Raw genomic sequence first — 25,309 nt, 5'->3', positions numbered from 1 at the left:
TCGGAAAGGACGAGGCGATGACGGCTCCGAACCATGTTACGGTTGGCGGTGCCCCTGAGGGGTTTGACGCGCAGCTTGTCCTGAACGAGATTGCCCGTTCGGGCGGCCCTGTTGTTCACGTGGCCCGCGATGACAAGCGGATGGAGGCGATGCGGGCGGCGCTTGCATTCTTCGCCCCGGACATGCCGGTCTTCGTGTTTCCGGGCTGGGACTGCCTGCCTTATGACCGGGTATCGCCGAACGCCGATATCGCAGCAGCACGGGTGGCGACGCTTGCGGCGCTGGTGCACCAGATGCCGGCTCGGTTTGTCCTGCTGACGACGCTGAATGCGGCGACACAGCGGGTGCCTGCGCGGGATGTGCTACGCGAGGCTGCCTTCACGGCGCGTGTCGATCATCGGGTTGATGAAGAGGCTTTGCGGAATTTCCTGGTGCGCATGGGGTTCACCCAAAGCCCGACCGTTATGGAGCTCGGTGACTATGCAATTCGCGGCGGGATTATCGACATTTTCCCGCCGGGTGAAGCTGGCCCCGTCCGGCTGGACCTGTTCGGGGATGTATTGGACGGGGCGCGTCGGTTTGATCCTGTATCGCAACGCACGACCGAGAAGCTTGAGGTGGTCGAACTCGCCCCGGTGTCTGAGGTCATTCTGGACGAAGCCGCCATTACCCGGTTCCGTCAGAACTATCGCATTGAGTTCGGCGCGGCCGGTACCGATGATCCGCTTTATGAGGCGGTCAGCGCGGGCCGCAAGCACCAGGGCATTGAGCATTGGTTGCCGTTCTTCCATGAAAAACTGGAAACACTTTTTGATTATCTGCCCGAGGCCTCCGTTTCGCTGGACGATCAGGTCACACCTGCTCGGCTGGCGCGTTGGGATACGATTTCCGACCAGTACGAGACGCGCAAGCTGGCACTCGAAAATCGCTCGCGCATGGATACGGTTTACAAACCGACCCCACCCGGTTTGCTGTATCTGGATGACGCCGCGTGGGAGCAGGCCGTAGGTGACCGCCGCGTTCTGCAATTCAGCCCTCTGCTGCAGGCCAGCGGGCCGGGTGTGATTGACGCGGGTGGCCGTATCGGGCGCAACTTTGCACCCGAGCGGCAGCAGGAAAGCATCAGCCTCTTTGGCGCTCTGGCCAGTCATATCACCGACAAGATGGCCAAGGGGCCGGTTCTGATCGCGTCTTATTCCGAAGGCGCGCGCGAACGTCTGACCGGGTTGATTGAGGATGAAGGTCTGGCCGAGGCGATCCCTGTGACCGACGGTACCCGCGTTGGGAAACGCGGACTGCATCTGGCCGTCTGGGCGTTGGAGCACGGGTTCGAAACCCCTGACCTGACGGTGATCGCTGAACAGGATGTACTGGGCGACCGCCTGATCCGTCAGCCCAAGAAACGCCGCAAGGCCGAGAACTTCTTGACCGAGACCCAATCGCTCAGCCCCGGTGATCTGGTGGTGCATGTGGATCACGGTATTGGCCGCTATCAGGGGATGGAAGTTGTTACGGCAGCAGGTGCGGCGCATGAATGCTTGCTGTTGGAATATGCCGAACAGTCCAAGCTGTACCTGCCGGTCGAAAACATCGAGCTGCTGTCGAAATACGGCCATGACGAGGGGCTGCTGGACCGTCTGGGTGGTGGTGCGTGGCAGGCCAAGAAGGCCAAGCTGAAAGAGCGTATTCGCGAGATGGCGGACAAGCTGATCCGCATCGCTGCCGAGCGTGCCTTGCGCAAGGCGCCGGTCATGGATCCGCCGCCGCATGCGTGGGAGGAGTTCAGCGCACGTTTCCCGTATCAGGAAACCGACGACCAGCTGCGCGCGATAGCGGAAGTCATGGAGGATCTGCATTCCGGCGCGCCGATGGATCGTCTGATCTGCGGCGATGTGGGTTTTGGTAAGACCGAGGTTGCGATGCGTGCTGCCTTTGTCGCGGCAATGTCTGGCGTGCAGGTGGCTGTGATCGCCCCGACCACTCTGCTGGCCCGACAACATGCGGCCTCGTTCAAGGATCGCTTCCGCGGTTTCCCGCTGGAGGTCCGGCAATTGTCGCGCTTTGTTTCGGCGAAAGAGGCGCAGCAGACCCGCGATGGGCTGGCGCGCGGCACGGTGGATATCGTGATCGGCACGCATGCGCTGCTGGCCAAGGGGATACGGTTCCAGAACCTAGGTCTGCTGATCATCGACGAGGAACAACATTTCGGTGTGGGTCATAAAGAGCGGCTGAAACAGCTGCGCTCGGACGTGCACGTCCTGACGCTTACCGCCACGCCGATCCCGCGTACGTTGCAATTGTCGCTGACCGGCGTACGTGATCTCTCAATCATCGGCACTCCGCCCATCGACCGTCTGGCGATCCGCACCTATGTCAGCGAGTTTGACGCGGTGACGATCCGTGAAGCGCTACTGCGCGAGCACTATCGCGGCGGGCAGAGTTTCTATGTGGTGCCGCGCATTTCGGACTTGCCCGAGATCGAGGAATTCCTGAAGGAGCAGTTGCCAGAGCTGACCTATGTGGTTGCACACGGACAGATGGCAGCGGGCGAACTCGATGACCGGATGAATGCCTTCTATGACGGCAAATATGATGTGCTGTTGGCGACCACGATTGTGGAAAGCGGGCTGGATATTCCGACTGCGAACACGATGGTCGTGCATCGAGCGGATATGTTCGGCCTTGCGCAGCTCTATCAGATCCGGGGTCGGGTGGGGCGCTCGAAAACCCGCGCCTATGCCTATCTGACAACCAAGCCGCGTCAGAAACTTACGGCGACGGCCGAGAAGCGCCTGCGGGTTCTGGGCTCGCTGGATACGCTGGGGGCCGGGTTCACGCTGGCGTCTCAGGACCTAGACATTCGCGGGGCAGGTAACCTTCTGGGCGAAGAGCAATCGGGCCAGATGCGCGATGTTGGCTATGAGCTTTATCAGTCGATGCTGGAAGAGGCGATTGCCAAGATCAAAGCGGGTGAGATGGAAGGCCTGTCGGATGCTGACGACCAATGGGCACCACAGATCAATCTGGGCGTACCGGTTCTGATCCCCGAGGATTACGTGCCCGATCTGGACGTGCGGTTGGGGCTTTATCGCCGCCTGTCGTCTCTGTCGACCAAGGTCGAGCTGGAAGGGTTCGCCGCCGAGTTGATCGACCGTTTCGGCACCCTGCCGAAAGAGGTCAACACCCTGATGCTGGTCGTGCGTATCAAGGCGATGTGCAAACGCGCTGGCATTGCCAAGCTAGATGGCGGGCCGAAGGGCGCGACGATCCAGTTCCACAACGACAAGTTCGCCTCGCCTGAAGGTCTGGTCGAGTTCATCCAGAACCAGCGCGGGCTGGCCAAGGTCAAGGACAACAAGATCGTCGTGCGCCGCGACTGGAAGAAGGACAGCGACAAGATAAAAGGGGCTTTTGCCATTGCCCGTGATCTGGCCGAAAAGGTTGTGGCCCAGAAGAAAAAGGCGAAGGCTTAGTCTCCGGTCACAAAGGTGCAGAGCTGCCACTCACCTGCGTCGGATTTCACAATTGCGGCGCGGTAACCGACCATCGAAGTCAAGAAATCGCTGAGCAGATATCCCGAAGTCCCATCGGTCAGTCTTATCTTCTGATATTCTTCGTCAGGCTGAAAGTCAGGGACGATCACAATCTCATGGCTGATCAGCGCGAGGATGGCTGCGCCGCGCGATGGGGTCTGGCGCAGAGTGATGCTTTCGCCCGAAACAAAGAACGCCGTGAATGGGTCCACCGCAGCGGGCAAGGTGATCCGCCAATGATGCGGCATCCAGAATTCGCCCTGATCGTCGAAATATCCCGGTTGGGAAAGCGTTTTCTGTAATTGCGACCAGTAGTATTCACGAAGCTCCGCAGCTTCGTCCTGAAACTCTTCATCCAGTATCTCCGGAGGCACGGTGAGGTTGGTATGGAACTCTTCCGGGCCACCGGTGCTGCCATGGCTGAGATAGATATCTGGGCAGGCGGCGGCGACGACGGCATCTGTATCGCGGGCGTCGATCTTTGCCCGCAGGTCTTCGCGGAAAGCGAGCAACGTGGGATCGCGCTCCGCCTCATCAACGGGTGGAAAGGTCTGGCGCTGCGCAAGCGCCGGACCAGCAATCAGCAAGCTGGCCACCAGAAGGGGTATTCTCATTCAGCGGCCCTCATTGCGGCTTGTGCGCAGAAACAGGATGCTCCGACTGCGCGGTCGGCGCGGGCAAGCGCGAGGTCCAGACGTTGTTTGATCTGCCGGATTTCCACCGCCTCTCCGCGCGCGCTCAGGCAATCGTGCAGGCCCTTCAGGCTCCAGACATTGTCGGGGTGGATCGAGGCGCGGCTGAGCGTGCCGCCCAGACCCAGATCTTCGCGATAGACGGCCTCGGCCTCGGCGACATGGCCCTGTTCAAACAGCAATGCGCCGAGTGCGTGGCGGGTCGGCTGCATCCATCCCCATGGTTCATCATAGGGCAGCGTATCATCCAGTTCGACCGAGCGGCGCAGATGGGCATAAGCGATCTCATAATTGCCTTTGCGATACTCGATCTCACCGCGCAGCATTTCCCCTGCAATCTCCAGCAGGTCGATGACCCGGTTGTTGTGCAGGCGGCGGGTCTCGGGCACGCAGGTTTTTGCGGCGAGGAACAGTTGCTCTTCTGCTTCGGCCTGTGTCACCTCTCCGGTCGCGGCATGGGCGATGGCGCGGGCATAATGCGTGGTCGCGGTCAAGGTGCGGTACAGATCGGGATCCTCGGGCAATTCCAGTGCCTTGGCTTCTTCCCAGCGGCCAAAGCGGATCAGAATATGCGGCCCCATGGACATGTAGCTTTCGAAATAGTCCGCCATGGGCGGGCTTTCGACGCGCAACATATCCTCGGGCGTTGTTTCCCACAGGCCCTGATTGGCTCGCAGGGCCGGTTCCATCTGACCGAGGAACATAGCGCCGTAGATGGTGAAGTGATAATTGTGCTGGCGATAGCCGGTATAGATGTTGAACGCACCTTCACGCTCATAATACTTCAGATCGGCGACCGAGGCCTGTTCGTTCCAGTGGACAACGTTTTGATAGTGGCCGCACAGCACGTCGATATGGGTGGGCATGTGCACCAGATGCCCCGCATCCGGTACCAAAGTGCGCAGGATATCCCCCGCCTTCAGGGCCTTTTCTGGCGTTGGAGACATCTCCATCAGATGGACATAAAGATGAAGCAATCCGGGATGAGACATGGCCGCCGGATCGTTGGCCATCGCGGTTTCCAAAGCCTCCTGCGCCTCGAACGTGGCTGCGCCTTCAGCAGGTTGACCGGTCTTTAGATCCCACATCTGCCATGGCGTGAGGTTCATCAGCGCCTCGACATAGATCGTACGCAAATCCAGATCGTCAGGCTGTTCGGCAAAGGCCGCGCGCATCGCGTCGGCGTAGTCGTAGTCCCATCGGTGCATGCCCTCCGTCGGATCACGCTGCGGGTATCGTGCGGGCAGGGCGCGGATGAGGGCTTGTTCAACCGGGGTACACTTGTCCAGCAGCGACATTGCCCGCTGCGTTGAATCGTAGGCAATCGCCAACGATTTGCTCTGATTTTGATCGTCGCGTAAATCCCATGGCAGGTTGTAGTTCGGCCCTGCCGCATAGGCGACGCCCCAATGCGCCATGGCGCAGTCGGGGTCATGTTCGGCGGCCTTTTGGAAACAGGCGACTGCTTCGTCGTGGTTATAACCATAGGTCCAGACCAGCCCGCGATCGAACCAGAGCTGCGCCTCGGACGACGATGTCGTGACCGCACAGGAATATGTCCCCAGATCGTAGTAATCGCTCATGAAAACCCCCTCCCAAGTCTGGAAGGCAGGTTAGCGCGATTCAGGCGCGCTGCACAGATCAGGCGAGAAGTCTGTTTTCGATCCGGCCCATATGCAGCATCAGGCCGAAGCCCACGATGCACATGATCAATACAGCAGTCGTTAGCGGCGTGATCGAACCATCGAACAACAAACCGACCGGAGCCGCGATAGCAGCTGCCAGCACGGTGGCGATCGAGCCGATCACCGAGGCCGCCATGCCTGCGATATGGCCCATCGGCTCCATCGCGATGGCGTTCAGGTTGCCCATGGTCACACCCGCCATGAAAAAGACCGACGTTTGCCAGGCCACGAACAGGCCGAACGAGGCGTCGGGCGACAATGGTGTCATGTTCAGGAAAATGACGCAGCTGGTGATCAGAATTTGCCCTCCCAAGGCCCATGTCACCATCCGGCGCATGCCAACACGGACAACCAGCGCCGCGTTCAACAGGCTGGCCGAGCCTGAGATCAACGCCACGAAGCCGAACCAGAACGGAAAGCTTTCGGCCCGGTCATGCACGACGTCAAAGATCGGTTGCACCATTGTCAGCATGGTGAACAGCAGGCCCATGCAAAGCGTTTGCACCATGATCGACAGGCGGACGGTGGGATGCGCGATCATCTCTTGTACCGCCGCAATCATCAGCGGCAAGCGGAAGGGGCGGCGGTTTTCGGGTGCTAAGGATTCGGGCAGTCGAACGGTCATCCAGATCACAATGACCAATGCGAACAGGATGAATGACACGAAGATACCGCGCCAGCCGACCAAAGCGATAACGCCTGCGCCAAGCAGCGGAGCGATCGCAGGAACCAGAGTGAAAATCATCATCGCGATTGAGATGATGCGGGCCATCTCGCGCCCGGCAAAGAGGTCACGAATGATTGCCATTGCCACAACGCGCGGACCAGCTGCGCCCAACCCCTGAGCCACCCGCGCCGCCAGTACCAGTTCGAGCGACGAACTGGCCCAGGCCACGGCGGAGGCGAGGATGTAAAGTACCACACCTCCGTAGATCACAGGCTTTCGTCCGACTGCATCCGAGATTGGCCCCGTAAAAAACGTGCCGATCCCCATGCCCAGAACAAAGGACGTCAGGATCAGCTGGGCCTTGTTGAGATCACCGGGGCTGAGCTCTGCCCCGATTTCAGGCAGGGCGGGCAGCATTGAATCGATCGAAAAGGCAATCGTGGCGAACATCATCGCGACCAGCGCAATGAATTCGCCCCGCGACATACGATTGGTCATGGGAAGCTCCTTCCCAGCAGCGCTATCACGGTGCAACGGGTTGGACTAGATCAGGAATGCACAGAGGTATGTGCTATTCTGCAGGGGAAGCCTCAAGTTGAGACATGATGTCCGCGATCACTTTCCCCCATAATTCAGGGGGTTGCGCACCAGGAACCGCATGTTGATTGGCCACGATGAATGTCGGAACCGAATTCACGCCCATCTGCCGCGAATGCGTATCCCGGTTGCGGATATCTTCCCGGTCGGCGTTTGACTTCAGCAGTTTCAGTACAACGGCGGCATCCATGCCGACGGTGTCGGCGATATCTGCCAGAACCTCATGATCGCCAATATCGCGCGCCTCGACGAAATAGGCGTTGAACAGCGCGTCAACCACGGCGTTCTGTTTGCCCTCGATCCCGGCCCAGTGGATCAGCCGGTGGGCATCCAGCGTGTTGGGGGTGCGTTTCATGCCCTCGAAATCGATTTTCAGACCAGCGTTATCGGCATGTTCTACCACGGGTGCATAGGCGCGGACGGCACCGTCCTTGCCGCCGAATTTACGTTCAAGGTATTCGCGCCGGTCCATACCCGCGTCAGGCATGTCGGGATTCAGCTGAAACGGATGCCATTCGATCACAAAGGGGTGGTTCGGCACCTCTGCCAGCGCTTTGTCCAGATGGGTCTTGCCGATATAGCACCAGGGGCAAATCGGGTCGGACATGATGTCGAGCTTAACGGTCTGTGTCATTCGGACGTCGCCTTGAAATAGGCCGGCAGGGCGCGGCGCAGGAGTTTGCTGTTGCCTCCGGTAGGCAGGGCGGACAGATGGACAAAGGCGCGCGGCTGTTTGTAGCGCGCCAGCTTGTCAGACACATAGGCGCGCAACACCTCCGCGTCCAGTTCTTCGGGGCCGGTGTAGAAGGCAACGATGATCGAGCTGTCCTGTTTCACCTCAACCGCCGCCGCGCCGACCTGAGTGATGCCGGGGTGGGTAGACAGTGCCGCCTCGACCTCGACCGGAGATACCCGGTACCCACCCGCATTCATCATATCGTCGTCGCGGCCGAGATAGATGATCTGACCGTCTGCTGCCATCGCCCCCTGATCGCCGGTCAGGAACCAGTTCCCGGCCATGCGCGCCTCGGCCTCTTCCGGTGCGTTCAGGTAGGTCAACATCAGACCGGGGTCGTTGCGATGAATTGCAATTGTACCCTCTTGCCCCTGAGGGACCGGTCCGTCAGGCCCAACGATGGCGATCCGGCGACCGGGCTGTGGTTGGCCCAGAGCCTCTCCGCGGGCCGGGTGGGTCGGGCTGGATGAGATAAAGGTCGAGCATTCGGACATGCCGTAGGCTTCGTACAGTTCGGTGCCGGTGCTCTGCATCCAGCGTTCGTGCAGGTGACGCGACAGTTTCTCGCCCGCCGAGAGGCCATGGCGCAGGTTGGGCAAGCTCATACGTTCGGGGGCCTGCAACATCTTGCGATAGACGCCCGGCGCGGCGGCGAAGATCGTGGCTCGATGCTGATTCAGCAACGCGGGCAGATCCGCGATATCGGTGCCGGGTTCAGGGATCAGCGCGGTTGCGCCGATGGTCCACGGGTCCATCAACCCGGTGCCCAGCGTATAGGTCCAGTTGAACGCGCCTGCATGGCACAGCCGGTCGGATGGCGTTAGCCCGTACCAGCCATCAACCATCATCTGTCGCGCCCAGATCGCCCGGTGGGCATGAGCGACCGCGCGCGGCTTGCCCGACGTGCCCGAAGTATAAACCACATAGGCCATGCGGTCTGGATCCCCCATCTCAAAGCGCGCAGGGGGCAGGCTGCGCATCTCGGTAAGGTCGAACAGGGTGATCTGACGCGGATGCGGGGCGCAGGCCACGTCCGGGTCGCGCAGGATGGCGGCCGGGTTGAGGTCGCTCAGGATGCCAGCGGTCTCAGCTTCGGTCAGTTGCGAGGATGTCGGGACCGGAACAAGGCCCACTGCGATGGCACCCAGATAGGCAATCGGGAAATCGACGGTGTTGCCTAACCGCATGACCACGATGTCTCCGGGCGTGAGGCCCGCGTCCAGCAGCCCGGCTCCGGTGCCAAGGATCGCGGCCTTTAAGTCGGCATAGGTCCAGTCATGGGCCAAGTGAGCGCCAAGAACGGACAGGGCCGTTTTATCAGCGCATTCGTCTGCATGGCGCAGAACATGCGCCGCCAGATTGAAGGGGTCGGGACAGGGCGCAAAGGGCCCCTGATCAAAGATCGACAACATGGCCTACGGCTACCGTCGGGTGTCGCGCGTTGCAAGCGGCGCGGCCTGGCCCTATAGAAAGAGCCATGAGCACGAATGATCACAAATCCATCGTCCGCATTGCGCGCGACAACGGCAACAGCACTGAATTGGAGCCCGTCGATCTGGGTGCGCGGGTGCGTGAGCTGCGCAAGGCGCGCAAATGGACGTTGGAGCAGGCCGCCACTCAGGCCGGGCTGGCACGTTCAACGCTTAGCAAGATCGAGAACGGTCAGATGTCTCCGACCTATGACGCGCTGAAAAAGCTGGCTACCGGCCTGGAGATCTCGGTGCCGCAGCTATTCACGCCACCGCAGCGCGATCAGGTGATCGGTCGTATGGCGGTGACCAAGATGGGTGAGGGGGCCGCGCATGCAACCGCGACCTACGAGCATGAGCTATTGGCCGAAACGCTGACCAAAAAACAGATGCTGCCGTATCGCGCCCGCGTTCGTGCGCGATCGATGGAAGAATTTGATGGCTGGGTGCGCCATGATGGTGAGGAATTTCTGTACGTGCTGACCGGTGTTGTCCGGTTGTTCACCGAGTTTTATGAACCCGTCGAGATGCGTCGGGGCGACAGTGCCTATTATGATGGCAGCATGGGGCACAATGTCATTTCGGTCAGTGATGAGGATGCCACGATCCTGTGGGTGACTTCACTTAGCTAATGACTGGGCGGCCTCGCGGTTCAGAGCCTCGGTAAACAGGAAATCCTCAAGCTCTTCACGCGCTTCGTTGACTGTCAGGTGATGACGCTCGGCCAGATAGGCCTCGAACTGTTTGCGATCTTCGCCAACGCGGGCCATATCCCTGTCTCGCAGGTTCGGAAACCTGCGTTTCGCGCGCGCATAAGACGCGCCCCAGTCTTGCGTCAGATCAGCCCAGTTCAGCATCTGCGAGCCTTCCTTTGTTAGTGTTTCAGGATTGCTCTCCCCCAAACCAGCGTACGGAGTGAGGCGTGATGCTGCGGACATGACAAAATGTCGCAGGGTACAGCCGGGTCATTCGGGTGCAAAAAACCCGCTGCGGCGTAACCGCAACGGGCCTACGGACCTGCTGTTTAGTGAGTGGCGGCCGGTCCGTAATTCCTCTGGCTTGAACAGCCAGATCAGTAAAACATGCCCGATAAATACAGCGATTATCTGCATTATAACGAACGTCGGTATATGTGCAGGGTATATCCCCAAGAACCTATCCGTAAAGCCATCTTGTGATGATAGCTGCCAGAATCTCAAAACTTACCGATGATGTATATTTGTAGGCGTCAGCGATATGGAGTTACACAAGGACTGGTATCGTATCCACTTGTGCTGAAATCCGCCGAAAATCACGAAAATCAGGCCGAGGGCGGCGATGATCTCGGAAAATCACTGGTGCGAACCGGTGCTGTGCAGAGTCTCGGATGTCCATAGTATCGGACGATCGAATATATGGCGTCTGGTTTGGGCACCGCCGGGTTGAAATGCGTACCCGGGACTCGGGTCAGATCAGGCAGGTCTCGTTGGCGATTTGGTCACCGGCAGCGAAGACAAATTTCATCTTGAGCGTGTCATTCCTCATACCACCAGACCTGAGGCATATATTCGGGTCCATCGCCATAGATCGGCCAAGTGCTTGGGTGCTTCAGTTCCTTGGCGTGGGCGATGCGCCCAACGTCAAAGTTCCAGATCGGGATCACATAGCGCCCGGCAGTCAGAACGCGATCCAGCGCGCGGGTGGCGGCAACGAAATCCTCGTGGCTTTCCGAGGTCAGCATCGCGTCGATCAAACCATCAACCGCAGGCGAAGTGACGCCCATCAGGTTCCGCGTGCCGGGCGTGTCCGCATTCTCGCTGCCCCAATACAGGCGCTGCTCGTTGCCCGGAGAAAGCGACAAGGCGCGACGGAAGATGGTCATGTCAAAATCCAGCTCGGAGGTGCGCCCGGTATATTGCGCGCTGTCGACCTGTTCGATTGTCACTTGAATACCCAGACGTTCCAGCGCGCGGGTATAGATCTCCATCGCCGTCATATTGTCGCTGTCGCCTTGTTGCAGCAGGACCGTGATGGTGAAAGGCTCGCCTTTGTCATTGCGCAGGACACCGTCCTGAATGGTCCAACCTGCCTCGGTCAGCAGGTTTGCGGCCGCGCGGATGTTAGCACGGTTCCGGGCCGATCCATCGCCTGCTGGCGGGGTGTACCCTTCAAGCGTTCCCGGCGGCAGATCAGTGGCGTAGGGTTCCAGCAGTTCAGCAACGCGGCCGGTTGCCGGACCTGGCTGCATGGCCAGATCAGAACCTGAGAAATACGACGTAATCCGGGGCTGTGCGCCACCGGTGATGGTGTCGTTGATGAATTCGAAATTGAAGGCCAGCGTCAACGCTTCGCGCACGCGCCAGTCGTCGAACGGGGCTTTGCGCGTATTCATGACATAGCCCGTCATGCCCGAGGGCTTGCCATGTGGGATTTCCGTCTTGATGACATCGCCACGTTGCACTGAGGGAAAGTTGAACTGGGTGTCCCACTTATCGGCGTTGAACTCACGCACGGCGGTCAGTTCTCTGGCCTTGAACGCCTCGAACAGAACCGTAGCATCACCGTAGAATTCGAGCCGCATTTCATCGAGGTTCATGGTGCCTTTGCGGAACGGGATATCAGCACCCCAATAGTCAGGGTTCCGCCGCAGGGTTACATAGCGACCGGCCTCATAATCATCGATGACGTAAGGCCCGGTTCCGATGGGGATATCCTGCAGCGGAGCGTCGGCGAAATCCTTCCCCTCCCATTGGGCTTTCTGCAGGATCGGGCGTAGACCGGCGATCAGGGCCAGCTCTCGATCCGGTTCGTTGAAGGTGATGCGCACACTGCGCGGCCCGGTCTGTTCGATGCTGTCGATTTTGCCCCAAAGCCCGCGATAGCGCAGGTGGCCTTCGGTGCCCAAAGTCTCATATGACCAGATCACGTCATCGACGGTCACGGGGGTTCCGTCTGAAAATGCGGCGTTCTCGCGAAGTGTAAATTCGACCCAGGAGCGGTCGTCGGCCGTCTCAACTGATTCGGCTAACAACCCGTAAAGAGTGAAAGGTTCGTCCCAGGATCGGCCCATCAGGCTTTCATGGGTCCAAAATCGCAACTGCCAGGGTGACGTGCCTTTTTGCACAAACGGATTGAGGCTGTTATAGGCGCCGGTGTTTCCGAACACGACTTTGCCGCCCTTCGGCGCGTCCGGATTTGCATAGGGCAGCGACACAAAATCCGGTGGTAAGGCCGGGTCCCCATACATAGCTATGCCATGGACCGATTCTGCAGAAACCAAAGAGGCAGTAAAAATGCAGGTGATTCCCGCGATAACGTGTCTGAACGGGCGGAGATAATCGGGGCTCATTTTGGAAACAATCCTGCTCTGGCCTTATTTTGTTTGGGATTCACCGTAGCCATGATTTTTCTTATTATCAAACTTTTAGCTTGGATGGATGCAAAGAATTGCTTATAAAGGTTGCACTGCTCGATAGGTTTCTTGCCTGTATGAAACCTGCCTCAATAACTTAACGCCCGCTTCGTGCGGGCGTTTTTTTATGCAGATCTGAGCCGGGAAACAAACCCGTCATCATTCCCCGTTTTCTTTGCAGGTGCAGCATGGCACAGTGCGCGCGAAATGAAATCCAGCAGGGAGAATGTCATGGGTCTGTCGGGCAAAACAGCCGTCATCACGGGGTCGAATTCAGGGATTGGGCTGGGCATCGCGCGCGAGTTGGCCAAGGCCGGGGCGGATGTGGTGCTGAACTCGTTCACCGACCGCGACGAGGATCACGCGCTGGCCGCCGAGATCGGGCAGGAGACGGGAACCAATGCGCGCTACATCAAGGCGGATATGTCCAAGGGTGCCGAGTGCCGCGCCCTGATCGAGCAGGCGGGCGCTTGTGACATCCTGGTGAACAATGCGGGCATTCAGCACGTCGATCCGATCGATCAGTTTCCGGCTGACAAGTGGGACGCGGTCATTGCGATCAACATGAACTCGGCCTTCCACACCACGGCTGCGGCCCTGCCGATGATGCGTGCGGCGGGCTGGGGACGGATCGTGAATATCGCCTCGGCCCATGGTCTGACGGCCTCGCCCTTCAAAGCGGCGTATATCGCGGCCAAACATGGCGTGGTTGGGATGACCAAAACCGTGGCGCTGGAAACCGCGCAGGAGCCGATCACCTGCAACGCGATCTGCCCGGGATATGTTCTGACACCTTTGATAGATTCCCAGATCCCTAACACGATGAGAGAATACAACATGACCCGGGAAGAGGTCATAAAGAATGTATTGCTCGAGCGGCAGCCGTCAAAAGAGTTCGCTACAATCGAACAACTGGGCGGTACGACGATCTTCCTGTGCTCGGATGCGGCAGCGCAGATTACAGGTACGACGATTTCGGTCGATGGAGGTTGGACCGCCTTGTGAGTTTTCATGGGGGCACCGCCCCCATGCCTCCGAAGTGATATTAATCAGAAGAAGAGGTTGGGGTTGTGAAGAGGATCAATCTGGCATTGCAGGGTGGTGGGGCGCATGGGGCGTTCACCTGGGGCGTGCTGGACCGTTTGCTGGACGAAGAGGACATCGAGGTTGCAGCGATCACAGGAACCTCGGCGGGGGCGCTGAACGGGGCAGCGTTTAAGTCGGGGATGGTACGAGACGGGCGTGAGGGCGCGCGGGCTTCTCTGGATGGGTTGTGGAAGCGCATGGGGGCCGTCGGGGATATGCGGATTGCCCATTGGATGCGCGGCATTGAGCCCGCTCATGTTGCTCAGGCGCTGGAATACTCGGTTCCGTTTTCGATGGCCGAGACCTGGTCGCGGCTGGTGTCGCCCTATGCCTATGGTCCGTTCTACCGCAATCCGCTTACCCCGGTTGTGGATCGCTTCAACTTTGACGAAATCTGCGCAGATGAGGGGCCAGAGCTTTTTGTCTGCGCGACCTGTGTGCGCAGCGGCAAGATCCGCGTGTTTACCGGGGAAGAGATTTCGACAGATGCCATTCTGGCCTCGGCCTGCCTGCCCAACCTGTTTCAGGCGGTTGAAATTTTTGACCCCAAATCCGGGCGAACCGAGGCCTATTGGGATGGGGGCTATACGGGCAATCCGGCTCTCTATCCATTGTTCAACAATGGTTTGCCGGATGATGTGGTGATCGTGAACATCAACCCACTGGAACGTGACGAGGTTCCCAAAACGCCGCAGCAAATCCAGAACCGGATCAACGAGATCAGTTTCAACTCATCGCTCTTTCGCGAATTACGAGCTATCAATTTCGTGCAGCGCTTGCTGGCCGAGGGCAAACTGAAAGCGGGAGAGATGAGCCGGGTGCTGGTGCATATGATTGCGGATGACGCCTTGATGAACGACCTCTCGGCGGCGACCAAAATTGTACCCAACCCGGTTGTGTTGAACCGGTTGAAAAAGGCCGGACGCAACGCGGCAGAGCAGTTTCTGACTGCTTATAAAGACGATCTGGGAGAGCGCAGCACAGTCGATCTGCCTGCGATGTTTGGCTGATTATTCAGGTGGTTGGGTCGGGTCTTTGTCGTTCGGATAAACAAGACCGGCTGAAATCACCAGTTTGGCTGCGTCCTCGATGGACATGTCCAGCAGGATCACGTCCTCGGCGGGGAAAAACAGCAGGAAACCGGATGTAGGGTTCGGAGTTGTGGGGACAAACACGCTCAGCAACTCGCCCCCGGTTTCAGCGCGCTCACTCACTTCGCCCCGGGCGGTGGTCGAGACAAAGCCGATGGCCCAGATGCCTCGGCGGGGATACTGGATCAGGCAAGCCTTTTCGAAAGACCGCTCGGTCTGCGCGAACACCGTTTCCGAGATTTGCTTGATCCCGGAATAGACCGAACGAACAACGGGCATACGGTCGACGAGGCTCTCGGCGAAATGGATCAACGAGCGGCCCAGGATGCCTTTGGCAATCCAGCCGACGATGACCGTGAAGAGCAGGAAGATGACGACGCCCACGCCGCGCAAGTTGATGCCGACATATTCCGAAGGCTGGAACCGCTGCGGGATCAGCGGCAGTACCGCGCTGTCGATCCAGCCCACGACAGACCAGATCAACCAAACAGTCAGCCACACGGGCGCGATGACGACAATGCCCGTCAGAAAAGACGCGCGCAGCCGGGACAACAGACCCGGTCGGCGGTGAGGTTCTTCGTCAAACGGAGTGTTCATTGCGGTCCTGAGTGGTTTGCGGATTTAGGTAAGCAGTCTGGGCCTTTGGTACAATAGGCCCCTTTACGGTGCCGATTTTGCCAATTCTCGCGCGATGGCGGCAGCCAGGCGGGCATTGTTGCGGACCAGAGCGATATTGGCAGTAAGGGAACGGCCCTCGGTCTGTTCGTAGATACGCTGCAGCAGATAAGGGGTAACGCCCTTGCCGGTGATGCGGTGCGTCTCGGCGTCGGATTGGGCCGATGCGATGATGGGCGCCAATTCATCGGACGGGATCTGATCGGCATCGGGGATCGGGTTGGCCACCAATTGTCCGCCGGGTAGACCCAGCGCGCGACGGGTGGCGTGGGCTTTGGCAATCTTGGCAGCATCGTCCATGCGCAGCGGGGCCGCGAGCGGAGACTTTGCGGACCAGAACGCCGGAAACTCGTCCTGCCCATGCGCGATGACGGGCACGCCCAGCGTTTCCAGAACCTCAAGCGTTTTGGCTAGGTCGAGGATGGCTTTGGCCCCGGCCGCTACAACGGTGACCGGGGTGTGGGCAAGCTCGTGCAAATCGGCAGAAATATCGAATGAAGTTTCGGCCCCCTGATGCACCCCTCCGATGCCCCCGGTCGCAAAAACCTCGATACCGGCGTAATGTGCGGCGATCATCGTGGCCGCAACCGTGGTTGCGCCTGTGCCGCCGGTAGCGAGGCACGCCGCCATGTCAGCACGCGACAGTTTGGCGACGCCCTGAGCCTGACCCAATGCACTCAACTGGTCGGCTTCGAGACCGACATTCAGAACACCGTCGATAACGGCGATTGTGGCCGGAACTGCACCGGCATCACGGATATCCTGTTCGACCTGGGCCGCAACCTCGATGTTCTGAGGGTAGGGCATGCCGTGGGTAATAATGGTGCTTTCCAGTGCCACGATGGGTTGGCCTGCATCTTTGGCAGCACGGACCTCGGCGGAATAGTGAAGGGTGATCACAGTGGGGTTTCTCCGGAAACATAGGTTGCGGCGGCATGCAGGGCGCGGCTGAGGGCCGCGTCATTCACTGCGCCATTTGCCTCGGCGGCGATATGGGCGGCCATGAAGGTATCTCCGGCACCAGTCACACGAGTGACCAGAACCGAAGGGGGTGTTTGGGTCAGAACACCGTCAGTATCCCCGACAGTGGCTGAGTTTCCGCCATCGGTTACCAGTACCCGCAGGGCACCACGATCCAGCAGACCCTTGGCGGCGCTTTCGGAATCGGTGAATTCGCGCTGACATAGCAGGCCGGCCTCTTCGAGGTTCACATACAGTGTCGCGCGGGCGTGTTTGAGGAAGGGCAGCAGCCGCTCGGCCTTACCGGGTGAGGCGGGCGCGACGCGCAGATCGGCTTTGGCGAAGGCGGGGCTTTGGGCAATCTCTTCCAGAAGGGTGAGTGTCAGGTTGCCATCCAGTGCAATGGGGCCTTCGAAAGGTGTATTTTCGTAACCCAAAGGCCCGTGCATGAGAGGGCGCAGGATTTTGGCTCCGGCGGCTTCCAGCGAATGCGCATCGGCAATGGCGGCGATCAGCCCGTTTGCGCCCTCGACAGCCATATATCTGTCGGTTGGCAGGTCTTGCGAGCGATAGATGTGATCGGTGACCATCCCGAGGCGCGCGCAGGACTGAACCAGTTCGTCGCCCTCGGGGTCGCGGCCTATTGCGGTCAGCAGCGTGGGAGTCATCCCAAACCGCACCAGCGTCATGGCGATGTTCATGGCGACGCCACCGGGCAGGCGGGTGATGCGACCCGGCACGTCCGAGCCCTGACGCATGGCGCTGGCCGACCGTCCGATCACGTCCCAAAGGACTGAACCGATGCACAGGATTTCGCTGTTCTTATTCATGCCACGTGTCATGCCGCAGCCCCGGCGTGGGTGCAAGGGTTAACGCTCACATCCCTCAGCGCATTGCGGCAATCAGAGAGTTCAGCGCGTCCAGCGGGTTATCTTGTGACCAGATTTCCTCGCCGATGCCGAAGAAATCAGTGCAGGGGGTATGGTCCTGCACCAGTTCCGGGGTCAGCCCACCTTCGGCCACGACCGGAACCTCGATCATCTCGGACCACCATTGGAACAGGTCTTTCTCGGCCTGCGTACCATCGCCCAGCGTGACAGAGCCGACCGGGCCAAAGGCCACATAATCCGCACCATTCTCACCAGCGGTCATGCCATCATGGCTGGAGGTGCCGCAGAAGCTGCCTACGATCGCGTCTGCGCCCAATTCCTTGCGGGCAGCCCGGATGGAGCGCGCGCCGTCATCCAGATGCACGCCATCCAGCCCCAACCGCTGCGCAAGCAGAACGTGGTTGGAAATCACGATGGCCACGTCCCGCGCATGCGCCACCTCGCGGCAGGCATCGGCCGCGCGCGAGATGGTGTCTTCGTCGCTGCCTGCCAAAGCCAGACGAATACAGGCAATGTCAGCCCCATCCAGCACACGGCCCAATTGTTCGGGGAATGTGCTCAGCGCGATAGTCGGAGGCGTGATCAGGTAAATCTGCGGCTGCTCTGGAGTGTCCATTGCGCGTCCTTCGGCTTTGAATTCTTTCGCGCGGTTTAGCGGATTGCGCGGGGGAAGCAAACTTTTATGCCCGCTGAGCATCTATTTGAGAGCAGAACAGGCAGGGGCGGCTTGCCCTTGATCCATGTGGCCAGTAGAGCAGGCGGAGTTTTTCGGAGTGAGCCATGCCCAGCGATACATCCCAGCCTTCCTTCGTTCTGGTGCGCCCGCAGATGGGTGAAAACATCGGCGCCGCCGCGCGGGCGATGTGGAACTTTGGGCTGGACCGGATGCGGATCGTGGCACCGCGGGACGGGTGGCCCAATCCCAAGGCGGTGGCGATGTCCAGCGGGGCCGGACGGCTGCTGGACGAGGCGCAGCTATTCGATGATCTGGCGGGCGCGCTGGCGGACACCACCTTTGTCTTTGCCACCACGGCGCGGCAGCGCGGGTTGACCAAGCCCGTCTATAGCCCGGAGCGCGCAATGCAGCTCGCAGCTGAGAAAGTGGCGGCGGGCGAAAAGGTGGCTGTGCTGTTTGGCCCGGAACGTGCAGGGCTTGAAAACGAAGATATTGCCAAGGCCAACGCCATCATCTCAGTCCCTGTGAATCCGGAATATGCCTCGTTGAACCTTGGGCAATGCGTGCTGCTGACCGCCTATGAATGGATGCGCCAGACTGGGGACGTCGTGCATGAGGCAACTGATCTGGGCAAGGGCGACTGGGCCACGGGTATCGAGGTCGAAAAACTGGTCGAACATTACGAGGACCGGCTGGAAGAGGCCGGGTTCTTCTATCCACCCGAAAAGGCGGAGGGCATGAAGGTCAATCTGCGCAATCTGTGGTCGCGGATGCGGATGACACGTGCGGATGTGCAGATGCTGCACGGGATCATGCGGCAGATGGTCCGCTGGAAGGACAAAGGCTGAGGCTGGACCTCGGCTGCCGGTGGCCCTAGCTTGCGATGAAATTCAGGACATGAGGACAGCATGAGCGGTAAGCGCAGCATCTTCGAGGAAGTCTCGGACACCAAAAAGCAACAGGCAGTTCAACCCGGTATGATCGATCGGGGCCGCGGTGGCGCGCGCAATGCAATCCGCGCCTGGCTGATGATCCTGTTTGCTCTGGTGGTGGTGATGATTGCGGTGGGCGGGCTAACGCGCCTGACTGATAGCGGTCTCTCAATCACCGAATGGCGACCTATCACCGGGGCCATCCCGCCGATGAATGAGGCTGACTGGCAATCCGAGTTTGATAAGTACAAAGAAATCGACCAGTGGCGCATTCAGAACCAGTGGATGGAACTGGATGATTTCAAAACCATCTATTGGTGGGAATGGGGTCATCGTCAGCTGGGCCGTGTGATTGGCCTCGTCTGGGCCATCGGGTTCTTCGGCTTTCTTGTGGCACGCAAAATCCCGACGGGATGGACCGGCAAGCTGCTGATCCCTGGCGCTCTGGGCGGCGTTCAGGGGGCTGTCGGCTGGTGGATGGTTGCCTCGGGCGTCACGCAAGGTGAAGGTATGACTGCCGTTGCCAGCTATCGTCTGGCGACGCATCTGGGGCTGGCCTTCGTGATCCTCGGTTTTCTTGCCTGGTATATCTTTGAACTTGGCCGGGAAGAGCGTGACCTGATGCAGGCCCGGCGTGCGAAAGAGACCAAACTTTTCTCTCTGTCGACCGGCCTGCTGCATTTCACCTTTTTGCAAATCCTCATCGGTGCGCTGGTGGCAGGAATCGACGCCGGGCGGTCCTACACCGACTGGCCCCTGATCGGTGGGCAACTGCTACCGCCTGATGCGGCGATGCTTGAGCCGATGTGGCGCAACTTCTTCGAAAGCCCCGGTCTGGTGCAGTTCATTCATCGTTGCGTGGGCTATCTGCTGCTCATCTTCGCCTTTGTCGTCTGGCGGCGGGGGCAAACCAGCGCACATCCACAAACGCGGTTCGCATTCAACGCGGCCTTTGCGGCGCTATCGCTACAGGTGGTTGTGGGCATCGTGACCGTCGTTTACGCAGCCCCGTGGCAGATCGCCATTTTCCACCAGTTCATGGCCGTGGTCGTCTGGACCTTGATCCTGCGAGCGCGGTTCCTGACAGCTTACCCCATCGCAACCTCTCTGCGCGGAGCATGATCCATGACAGCATTCAATGATCTGATGGCCTTTCAGCGCGAAACCTCGGCCTTGGGCCAGATTGCCGGTCGGTTGGGATGGGATCAGGAAACGGTGATGCCGCGCGGTGCCGCTGCGCAGCGGGCAGAGGAGATGGCAGCGATTGAGGCTGTTCTGCATGCCCGCCGTTCCGACCCGCGTGTTGCGGACTGGCTGGAGCAGGCTGCGCCTCAGGACGAGGTTGGCAAGGCGCAGCTGCGTGAAATCCGTCGCGCCTATGACCGGGCGGTAAAGGTGCCCGCTGATCTGGCGACGGCAATTGCCCGGGTAACCTCGGCGGCGCAGGGTAAATGGGCGCAGGCGCGTGCGGACGAAGACGTTTCGGCTTTCCTTCCGGTATTGGAAGAGGTTGTTTCCCTGAAACGCCAGGAAGGCGAAGCGCTGGCACAAGGCGGCGATATCTATGACGCGATGGTCGAGGATTATGAACCCTACACGACCGGGGCCCAGATTGCCGTAATCTTTGACGAAATGCGCCCGCGTCTGGTTGCCCTGCGCGCCGCGGTCCTGGATCGTCCCGAGCCTGCTGCACTGACGGGTCGTTTTGATGAACTCACTCAGATGCGCCTGTCACAAAAGCTGGCTGTGGCCTTTGGGTATGATCTGAACAATGGACGCGTAGACAAGGCCGTGCACCCGTTCAGCTCGGGCAGCGGTCTGGATGTGCGCATCACGACCCGAACCAGTGAAACCGACCCGTTCAACTGCTTCTATTCCACAATTCATGAAGTCGGACATGCTGCTTATGAACAGGGGATCGACCGCGACTATCTGCTGACCCCACTGGGGCGCGGCGTATCAATGGGCGTGCATGAGAGCCAAAGCCGTATCTATGAGAACCAGTTGGGCCGGTCTCGTGCCTTTACCGGTTGGCTGTTCGAGCAGATGACTGATGCGTTTGGTGATTTTGGCGTCGCGGACGCGGATGCGTTCTATGCCACGGTTAATCGGGTCCATAACGGGTATATCCGGACCGAAGCCGATGAGGTTCAATACAATCTTCACATCATGCTGCGCTTTGATCTGGAACGCGCCCTGATGGCCGGCGACTTGCAGGTGAGCGACCTTGAGGCTGCTTGGAATGATCGTTTCAAAGCGGATTTCGGGTATGCGGTGGATAAGCCCTCGAACGGGTGTTTGCAGGATGTGCATTGGTCGGTTGGCTTGTTTGGCTATTTCCCGACCTATTCGCTGGGCAACGTCTATGCGGGATGCCTGTATCAGGCGCTGCGCACGGCAGTCCCCGGACTTGAGGGGCAGTTGGCAGCTGGCGATACATCCGAGGCCACCGGCTGGCTTCGAGAGCAGGTTCAGCAACACGGAGGACTGTACGCGCCCCGCGAAATCATCCAGCGCGCCAGTGGCGTGGAACCGGGACCAGAGCCGCTGTTGGCCTATCTGGAGCAGAAGTTTGGGGCGTTATACGGGCTTTGAGGCCCACTCGGTTTGATCGGGCTCGATCTTAGATGGGTCCAGACGGTACCATTTCGATACGCAGGGCGACGGCGGCAAAGAACAGGCCGCTACCAGTCAAGACGAACACATGCCATATGGTGTTGTGATAGGGCAGCCAGTCCAAAAGGTAGAAAACCACGCCTGCGGTGTAGATCAGACCCCCGGCAATCATAAGCGTCAAGGTGCCCGGCGAAAGCTCGGCCAGCATGGACTGCCCGGCCCAGACTGCGGCCCACCCCATCAGCAGATAAAGCGCCAGTCCGAACCAGCGGAAGCGGCTGGGGTCGATCATCTTCAGGACCGACCCGAGCGTCGCCGAAGACCACAGGCCCAGCAACAGCCCCGGTGGTTGTGAGGCTGAAAGCAATAGAAACGGTGTATAGGTGCCAGCAATTTTCACATAGATGCCGGAATGATCGAGACGGCGCAGAAACTCTGCCCATTCATCATGTTCGATCATGTTGTAAAGCGCCGAGAAGGTCAGCATCAGAACCAGCGTGATACCATAGATCGAAGCCCCCAGGACCGCCGCCGGGTCGGACCGATAAAAGACTGTCATGATGATCAGCATCGGAGCCGCGATCAGCGCCGAGGACACGCCCAGCACATGAATGACACCATCGCTTATGCGTTCAGCGCGGCTGTAGGCAGGGCGGATATGGGCGAAAGACCACATAATAAAAGGCTAGGGCTGCGGTGGGTCTCGGGCAAGTCCGCCAACGGGGCCGTTGGCATGAACGTGACCCAGAATAACAAAAACGCCCGCAAAACGGGCGCTTTGTTACACTTCTGTAGTGCTTTGTTATTCTTCGCTTTCTTCATCACCCTGATCGGCTATCCAGGCGACGCTAACAACTTCTTCACCTTTGCCGGTGTTGAAGACCCGCACACCGCCCGCGCTGCGAGACCGGAATGAGATGCCTTCGACCGGCACACGGATCGACTGGCCTTTGGACGTTGCCAGCATGATCTGGTCATCAATCTCAACTGGGAAAGACGCAACCAGTTCGCCGCCCCGCATTGCCTTGTCCATCGCCGCGACACCCATGCCGCCGCGTCCGCGGACGGGGTAATCATGGCTTGAGCTCAGCTTGCCTGCGCCACCGGTCGTGATGGTCAGGATCAGGTTTTCGGCCGCCGACATCTCGGCATAGCGTTCCTGTGTGATTGAGCCGGGCGCGGCTTCGTCCTCGTCTGTCTCTCCATCATCAGCAATCCCCGCAACGGCGCGGCGCATTTTGAGATAAGCAGCGCGCTCATCCGGATCAGCTTCGAAGTGGCGGATTACGGACATCGAGACGACACGGTCGCCATTGGTCAGCTTGATGCCGCGCACGCCAGTCGACTCGCGCGAATTGAAGACGCGGACATCGGTAGTGCGGAAGCGGATCGCGCGGCCTGAGTTGGTCACCAGCATCACGTCTTCATCTTCTGAACAGATGCGGGCGTTTACCAGTTCCACGCCCTCGGGCAGCTTCATTGCGATCTTGCCATTGCGGCGAACGTTGGTGAAGTCCGACAAGCGGTTGCGGCGCACGTCGCCCGCGCTGGTGGCGAAGACGATCTGCAGGTTTTCCCATTCTTCATCCGGCACATCGACCGGCATGATCGCCGCGATGGAAACGCCCGTTGGGATCGGCAGGATGTTGACGATCGCCTTGCCTTTACCGGTGCGTCCCGATTGCGGCAGGCGCCAAGTCTTGAGCTTGTAGACCATGCCATCGGTGGTGAAGAACAGCAGTTGAGTATGCGTGTTGGCCACGAAGAGGTTGGTGACAACATCCTCTTCCTTGGTCTGCATCCCCGACAAGCCCTTGCCGCCGCGTTTTTGGGCGCGGAAATCGGCCAGCGGCGTACGTTTGATATAGCCGCCCGAGGTGACGGTCACGACCATATCCTCACGCTCGATCAGGTCCTCGTCTTCCATGTCGCCGGACCAGTCAACGATCTCGGTACGGCGGTCGACGGCGAATTTCTCGCGGACGTCGCGCAGTTCATCGGCGATGATGCCCATGATGCGCTCGCGTGAGGACAGAATATCCAGGTATTCCTTGATCTTGGCGGCCAGTTCTTCCAGCTCGTCCGTGACCTCTTTGACGCCCAGTTGGGTCAGGCGCTGCAGGCGCAGGTCGAGGATGGCGCGGGCCTGAACCTCGGTCAGGTTATAGGTGCCATCGTCGTTCATCTTGGACAAAGGATCGTCGATCAGGCGCAGATAGCCCTCGATCTCGGATGCAGGCCAACGGCGGGTCATCAGTTTCTCGCGCGCCTCTGCGGCGTCTGCCGACGAGCGGATCGTGGCGACCACTTCGTCCACGTTGGAAACGGCCACGGCCAGACCACACAGGATGTGGCTGCGTTCGCGCGCCTTGCGCAGGTCGTATGCGGTGCGGCGGGCGACTACATCTTCGCGGAAGTCGATGAAGGACGTCAGGAACCGGCGCAGGGTCAACTGCTCGGGACGGCCACCATTCAGGGCTAGCATGTTGCAGCCAAAGGACGTCTGCATCGGCGAGAAGCGGAAGAGCTGGTTCAGCACAACCTCGGGCGTTGCATCGCGTTTCAGTTCGACCACCACGCGCACGCCATTGCGGTCGGATTCGTCCTGTACATGCGCCACGCCTTCGATGCGTTTCTCGCGCACCGCTTCGGCGATCTTCTCGATCATCGAAGCCTTGTTTACCTGATACGGGATCTCATCCACGACAATGGCGTAGCGATCCTTGCGCAGTTCTTCGACCCGCGTCTTAGCACGGATGATGACGCTGCCACGGCCCTCCAGATAGGCTTTGCGTGCGCCAGAACGGCCCAGCATCACGCCGCCGGTGGGGAAGTCGGGGCCGGGGACGTATTCGATCAGTTGTTCCGAGGTCAAATCCGGATCGTCGATCAGCGCAAGCGTGGCGTCGACCACTTCACCCAGATTGTGCGGCGGGATGTTCGTGGCCATACCCACAGCGATACCACCGGCGCCATTGACCAGCATGTTCGGGAAACGCGCGGGCAGGACGGTCGGTTCCTTGTCCTTGCCGTCGTAGTTGTCCTGAAAATCAACCGTCTCTTTTTCGATATCGGCCAACAGCGCGGCGGCGGGCTTGTCCATCCGCACTTCGGTATAGCGCATGGCCGCGGGGTTATCGCCGTCCATCGAACCAAAGTTGCCCTGACCGTCCAGCAACGGCAGCGACATCGAGAAATCCTGCGCCATCCGCACCAGTGCGTCATAGATGGCTGAGTCACCATGCGGGTGGTATTTACCCATCACATCGCCAACCGGGCGGGCCGATTTGCGATACGCTTTGTCATGCGTATTCCCGGTCTCGTGCATGGCATAGAGAATCCGCCGGTGAACCGGTTTCAGGCCATCGCGCAGATCGGGGATCGCGCGGGACACGATGACCGACATGGCATAGTCCAGATAGGACGTGCGCATCTCGGATTCGATGGAGACCGTCGGGCCGTCATAGACTGGGCGCTCGGGCGGGGTTTCATCCATGTTTTCTGGGGTTTCTGGCGTATCGCTCACGTAGGCTGCCCGTGTCTTGTTCTTGATCTATATCTTGTGGATGCACCTTATCAGACCCGGCATATAAGGTGCAAGCAAGCTGATGAT

General features: G+C 59.5%; 20 protein-coding genes. 7 read left to right on the top strand and 13 right to left on the bottom strand.

Features of this window, described 5'->3' with window-relative positions:
- Positions 1-17: 17 nt before the first annotated feature.
- A complete protein-coding gene (mfd, locus tag ACR0IV_RS05370; protein WP_480657487.1) occupies positions 18-3,473 on the top strand; it encodes a transcription-repair coupling factor in 3,456 nt (1,151 codons plus the stop codon).
- On the opposite strand, the gene ACR0IV_RS05365 is transcribed toward mfd, so the two are convergent.
- The 5 genes from ACR0IV_RS05365 to ACR0IV_RS05345 all read right to left on the bottom strand — a co-directional run bounded on the left by ACR0IV_RS05365 (position 3,470) and on the right by ACR0IV_RS05345 (position 9,322).
- Positions 3,470-4,147 carry an SH3 domain-containing protein gene (locus ACR0IV_RS05365; protein ID WP_480657488.1) on the bottom strand — a complete coding sequence of 226 codons (678 nt, stop codon included), beginning with the start codon at positions 4,145-4,147 and terminating at the stop codon, positions 3,470-3,472. The genes mfd and ACR0IV_RS05365 overlap by 4 nt on opposite strands.
- Positions 4,144-5,808 (bottom strand): tetratricopeptide repeat protein, encoded by a 1,665-nt coding sequence (locus tag ACR0IV_RS05360; protein WP_480657489.1) that lies wholly within the window; start codon positions 5,806-5,808, stop codon positions 4,144-4,146. Before ACR0IV_RS05360 ends, ACR0IV_RS05365 begins: the two co-directional genes overlap by 4 nt.
- Positions 5,809-5,866: 58 nt before the next feature.
- On the bottom strand, positions 5,867-7,075 hold the full coding sequence (locus ACR0IV_RS05355) for an MFS transporter (RefSeq protein ID WP_480469661.1): 1,209 nt from the start codon (positions 7,073-7,075) through the stop codon (positions 5,867-5,869).
- Between the two features lie 73 nt (positions 7,076-7,148).
- Complete coding sequence (locus ACR0IV_RS05350) at positions 7,149-7,808, bottom strand: DsbA family oxidoreductase (protein ID WP_480469662.1); 660 nt, start codon at positions 7,806-7,808, stop codon at positions 7,149-7,151.
- Complete coding sequence (locus tag ACR0IV_RS05345) at positions 7,805-9,322, bottom strand: class I adenylate-forming enzyme family protein (protein ID WP_480657490.1); 1,518 nt, start codon at positions 9,320-9,322, stop codon at positions 7,805-7,807. The genes ACR0IV_RS05350 and ACR0IV_RS05345 overlap by 4 nt, the downstream gene beginning before the upstream one ends.
- A 65-nt stretch (positions 9,323-9,387) precedes the next feature.
- Here ACR0IV_RS05345 and ACR0IV_RS05340 point away from each other — a divergent pair, with 65 nt between their 5' ends.
- Positions 9,388-10,011 carry a helix-turn-helix domain-containing protein gene (locus ACR0IV_RS05340; RefSeq protein ID WP_480657491.1) on the top strand — a complete coding sequence of 208 codons (624 nt, stop codon included), beginning with the start codon at positions 9,388-9,390 and terminating at the stop codon, positions 10,009-10,011.
- Here the strand turns inward: ACR0IV_RS05340 and ACR0IV_RS05335 are convergent.
- Positions 10,000-10,236 carry a hypothetical protein gene (locus tag ACR0IV_RS05335; RefSeq protein WP_480484996.1) on the bottom strand — a complete coding sequence of 79 codons (237 nt, stop codon included), beginning with the start codon at positions 10,234-10,236 and terminating at the stop codon, positions 10,000-10,002. The two genes, ACR0IV_RS05340 and ACR0IV_RS05335, sit on opposite strands and share 12 nt — an antisense overlap.
- A 656-nt stretch (positions 10,237-10,892) precedes the next feature.
- Positions 10,893-12,707, bottom strand: a complete 1,815-nt coding sequence (locus ACR0IV_RS05330; RefSeq protein ID WP_480657492.1) for an extracellular solute-binding protein — start codon at positions 12,705-12,707, stop codon at positions 10,893-10,895.
- A gap of 294 nt (positions 12,708-13,001) precedes the next feature.
- Between ACR0IV_RS05330 and ACR0IV_RS05325 the strand changes: the two genes are divergently transcribed.
- The gene (locus ACR0IV_RS05325) at positions 13,002-13,775 is read left to right on the top strand and encodes a 3-hydroxybutyrate dehydrogenase (RefSeq protein ID WP_480658556.1); all 774 of its coding nucleotides are present in this window, start codon (positions 13,002-13,004) and stop codon (positions 13,773-13,775) included.
- Positions 13,776-13,840: 65 nt separating this feature from the next.
- The gene (locus tag ACR0IV_RS05320; protein ID WP_480657493.1) at positions 13,841-14,866 is read left to right on the top strand and encodes a patatin-like phospholipase family protein; all 1,026 of its coding nucleotides are present in this window, start codon (positions 13,841-13,843) and stop codon (positions 14,864-14,866) included.
- On the opposite strand, the gene ACR0IV_RS05315 is transcribed toward ACR0IV_RS05320, so the two are convergent.
- The 4 genes from ACR0IV_RS05315 to ACR0IV_RS05300 form a co-directional block, all read right to left on the bottom strand.
- Positions 14,867-15,544 (bottom strand): DUF502 domain-containing protein, encoded by a 678-nt coding sequence (locus ACR0IV_RS05315; RefSeq protein WP_480469668.1) that lies wholly within the window; start codon positions 15,542-15,544, stop codon positions 14,867-14,869.
- Positions 15,545-15,607: 63 nt separating this feature from the next.
- A complete protein-coding gene (locus ACR0IV_RS05310; protein ID WP_480469669.1) occupies positions 15,608-16,522 on the bottom strand; it encodes a pseudouridine-5'-phosphate glycosidase in 915 nt (304 codons plus the stop codon).
- A complete protein-coding gene (locus ACR0IV_RS05305; RefSeq protein ID WP_480469670.1) occupies positions 16,519-17,412 on the bottom strand; it encodes a PfkB family carbohydrate kinase in 894 nt (297 codons plus the stop codon). The genes ACR0IV_RS05310 and ACR0IV_RS05305 overlap by 4 nt, the downstream gene beginning before the upstream one ends.
- A 55-nt stretch (positions 17,413-17,467) precedes the next feature.
- Positions 17,468-18,088, bottom strand: coding sequence for a thiamine phosphate synthase (locus ACR0IV_RS05300; RefSeq protein WP_480657494.1), 621 nt, complete (start codon positions 18,086-18,088; stop codon positions 17,468-17,470).
- A gap of 164 nt (positions 18,089-18,252) precedes the next feature.
- Here ACR0IV_RS05300 and ACR0IV_RS05295 point away from each other — a divergent pair, with 164 nt between their 5' ends.
- From ACR0IV_RS05295 to ACR0IV_RS05285, 3 genes are read left to right on the top strand one after another with little or no spacing between them, the layout of a single operon-like run.
- Positions 18,253-18,996, top strand: coding sequence for an RNA methyltransferase (locus ACR0IV_RS05295; RefSeq protein WP_480657495.1), 744 nt, complete (start codon positions 18,253-18,255; stop codon positions 18,994-18,996).
- Between the two features lie 60 nt (positions 18,997-19,056).
- Complete coding sequence (gene ctaA / locus ACR0IV_RS05290) at positions 19,057-20,202, top strand: heme A synthase (RefSeq protein ID WP_480657496.1); 1,146 nt, start codon at positions 19,057-19,059, stop codon at positions 20,200-20,202.
- 3 nt (positions 20,203-20,205) lie between these two features.
- Entirely contained in the window at positions 20,206-21,675 is a 1,470-nt protein-coding gene (locus ACR0IV_RS05285; RefSeq protein ID WP_480657497.1) for a carboxypeptidase M32, read from the top strand.
- Between the two features lie 28 nt (positions 21,676-21,703).
- Here the strand turns inward: ACR0IV_RS05285 and trhA are convergent, their stop codons facing one another.
- Both trhA and gyrA read right to left on the bottom strand, forming a co-directional pair.
- Positions 21,704-22,372, bottom strand: coding sequence for a PAQR family membrane homeostasis protein TrhA (gene trhA, locus ACR0IV_RS05280; protein WP_480657498.1), 669 nt, complete (start codon positions 22,370-22,372; stop codon positions 21,704-21,706).
- Between the two features lie 126 nt (positions 22,373-22,498).
- Positions 22,499-25,222 carry a DNA gyrase subunit A gene (gene gyrA, locus ACR0IV_RS05275; RefSeq protein WP_480657499.1) on the bottom strand — a complete coding sequence of 908 codons (2,724 nt, stop codon included), beginning with the start codon at positions 25,220-25,222 and terminating at the stop codon, positions 22,499-22,501.
- Between the last annotated feature and the right edge of the window lie 87 nt (positions 25,223-25,309).

Source organism: Ruegeria sp. C2 (assembly GCF_056537765.1).
The sequence above is the reverse complement of the archived record's forward strand: the minus strand, read 5'-3'. Positions and strand labels throughout refer to the sequence as shown.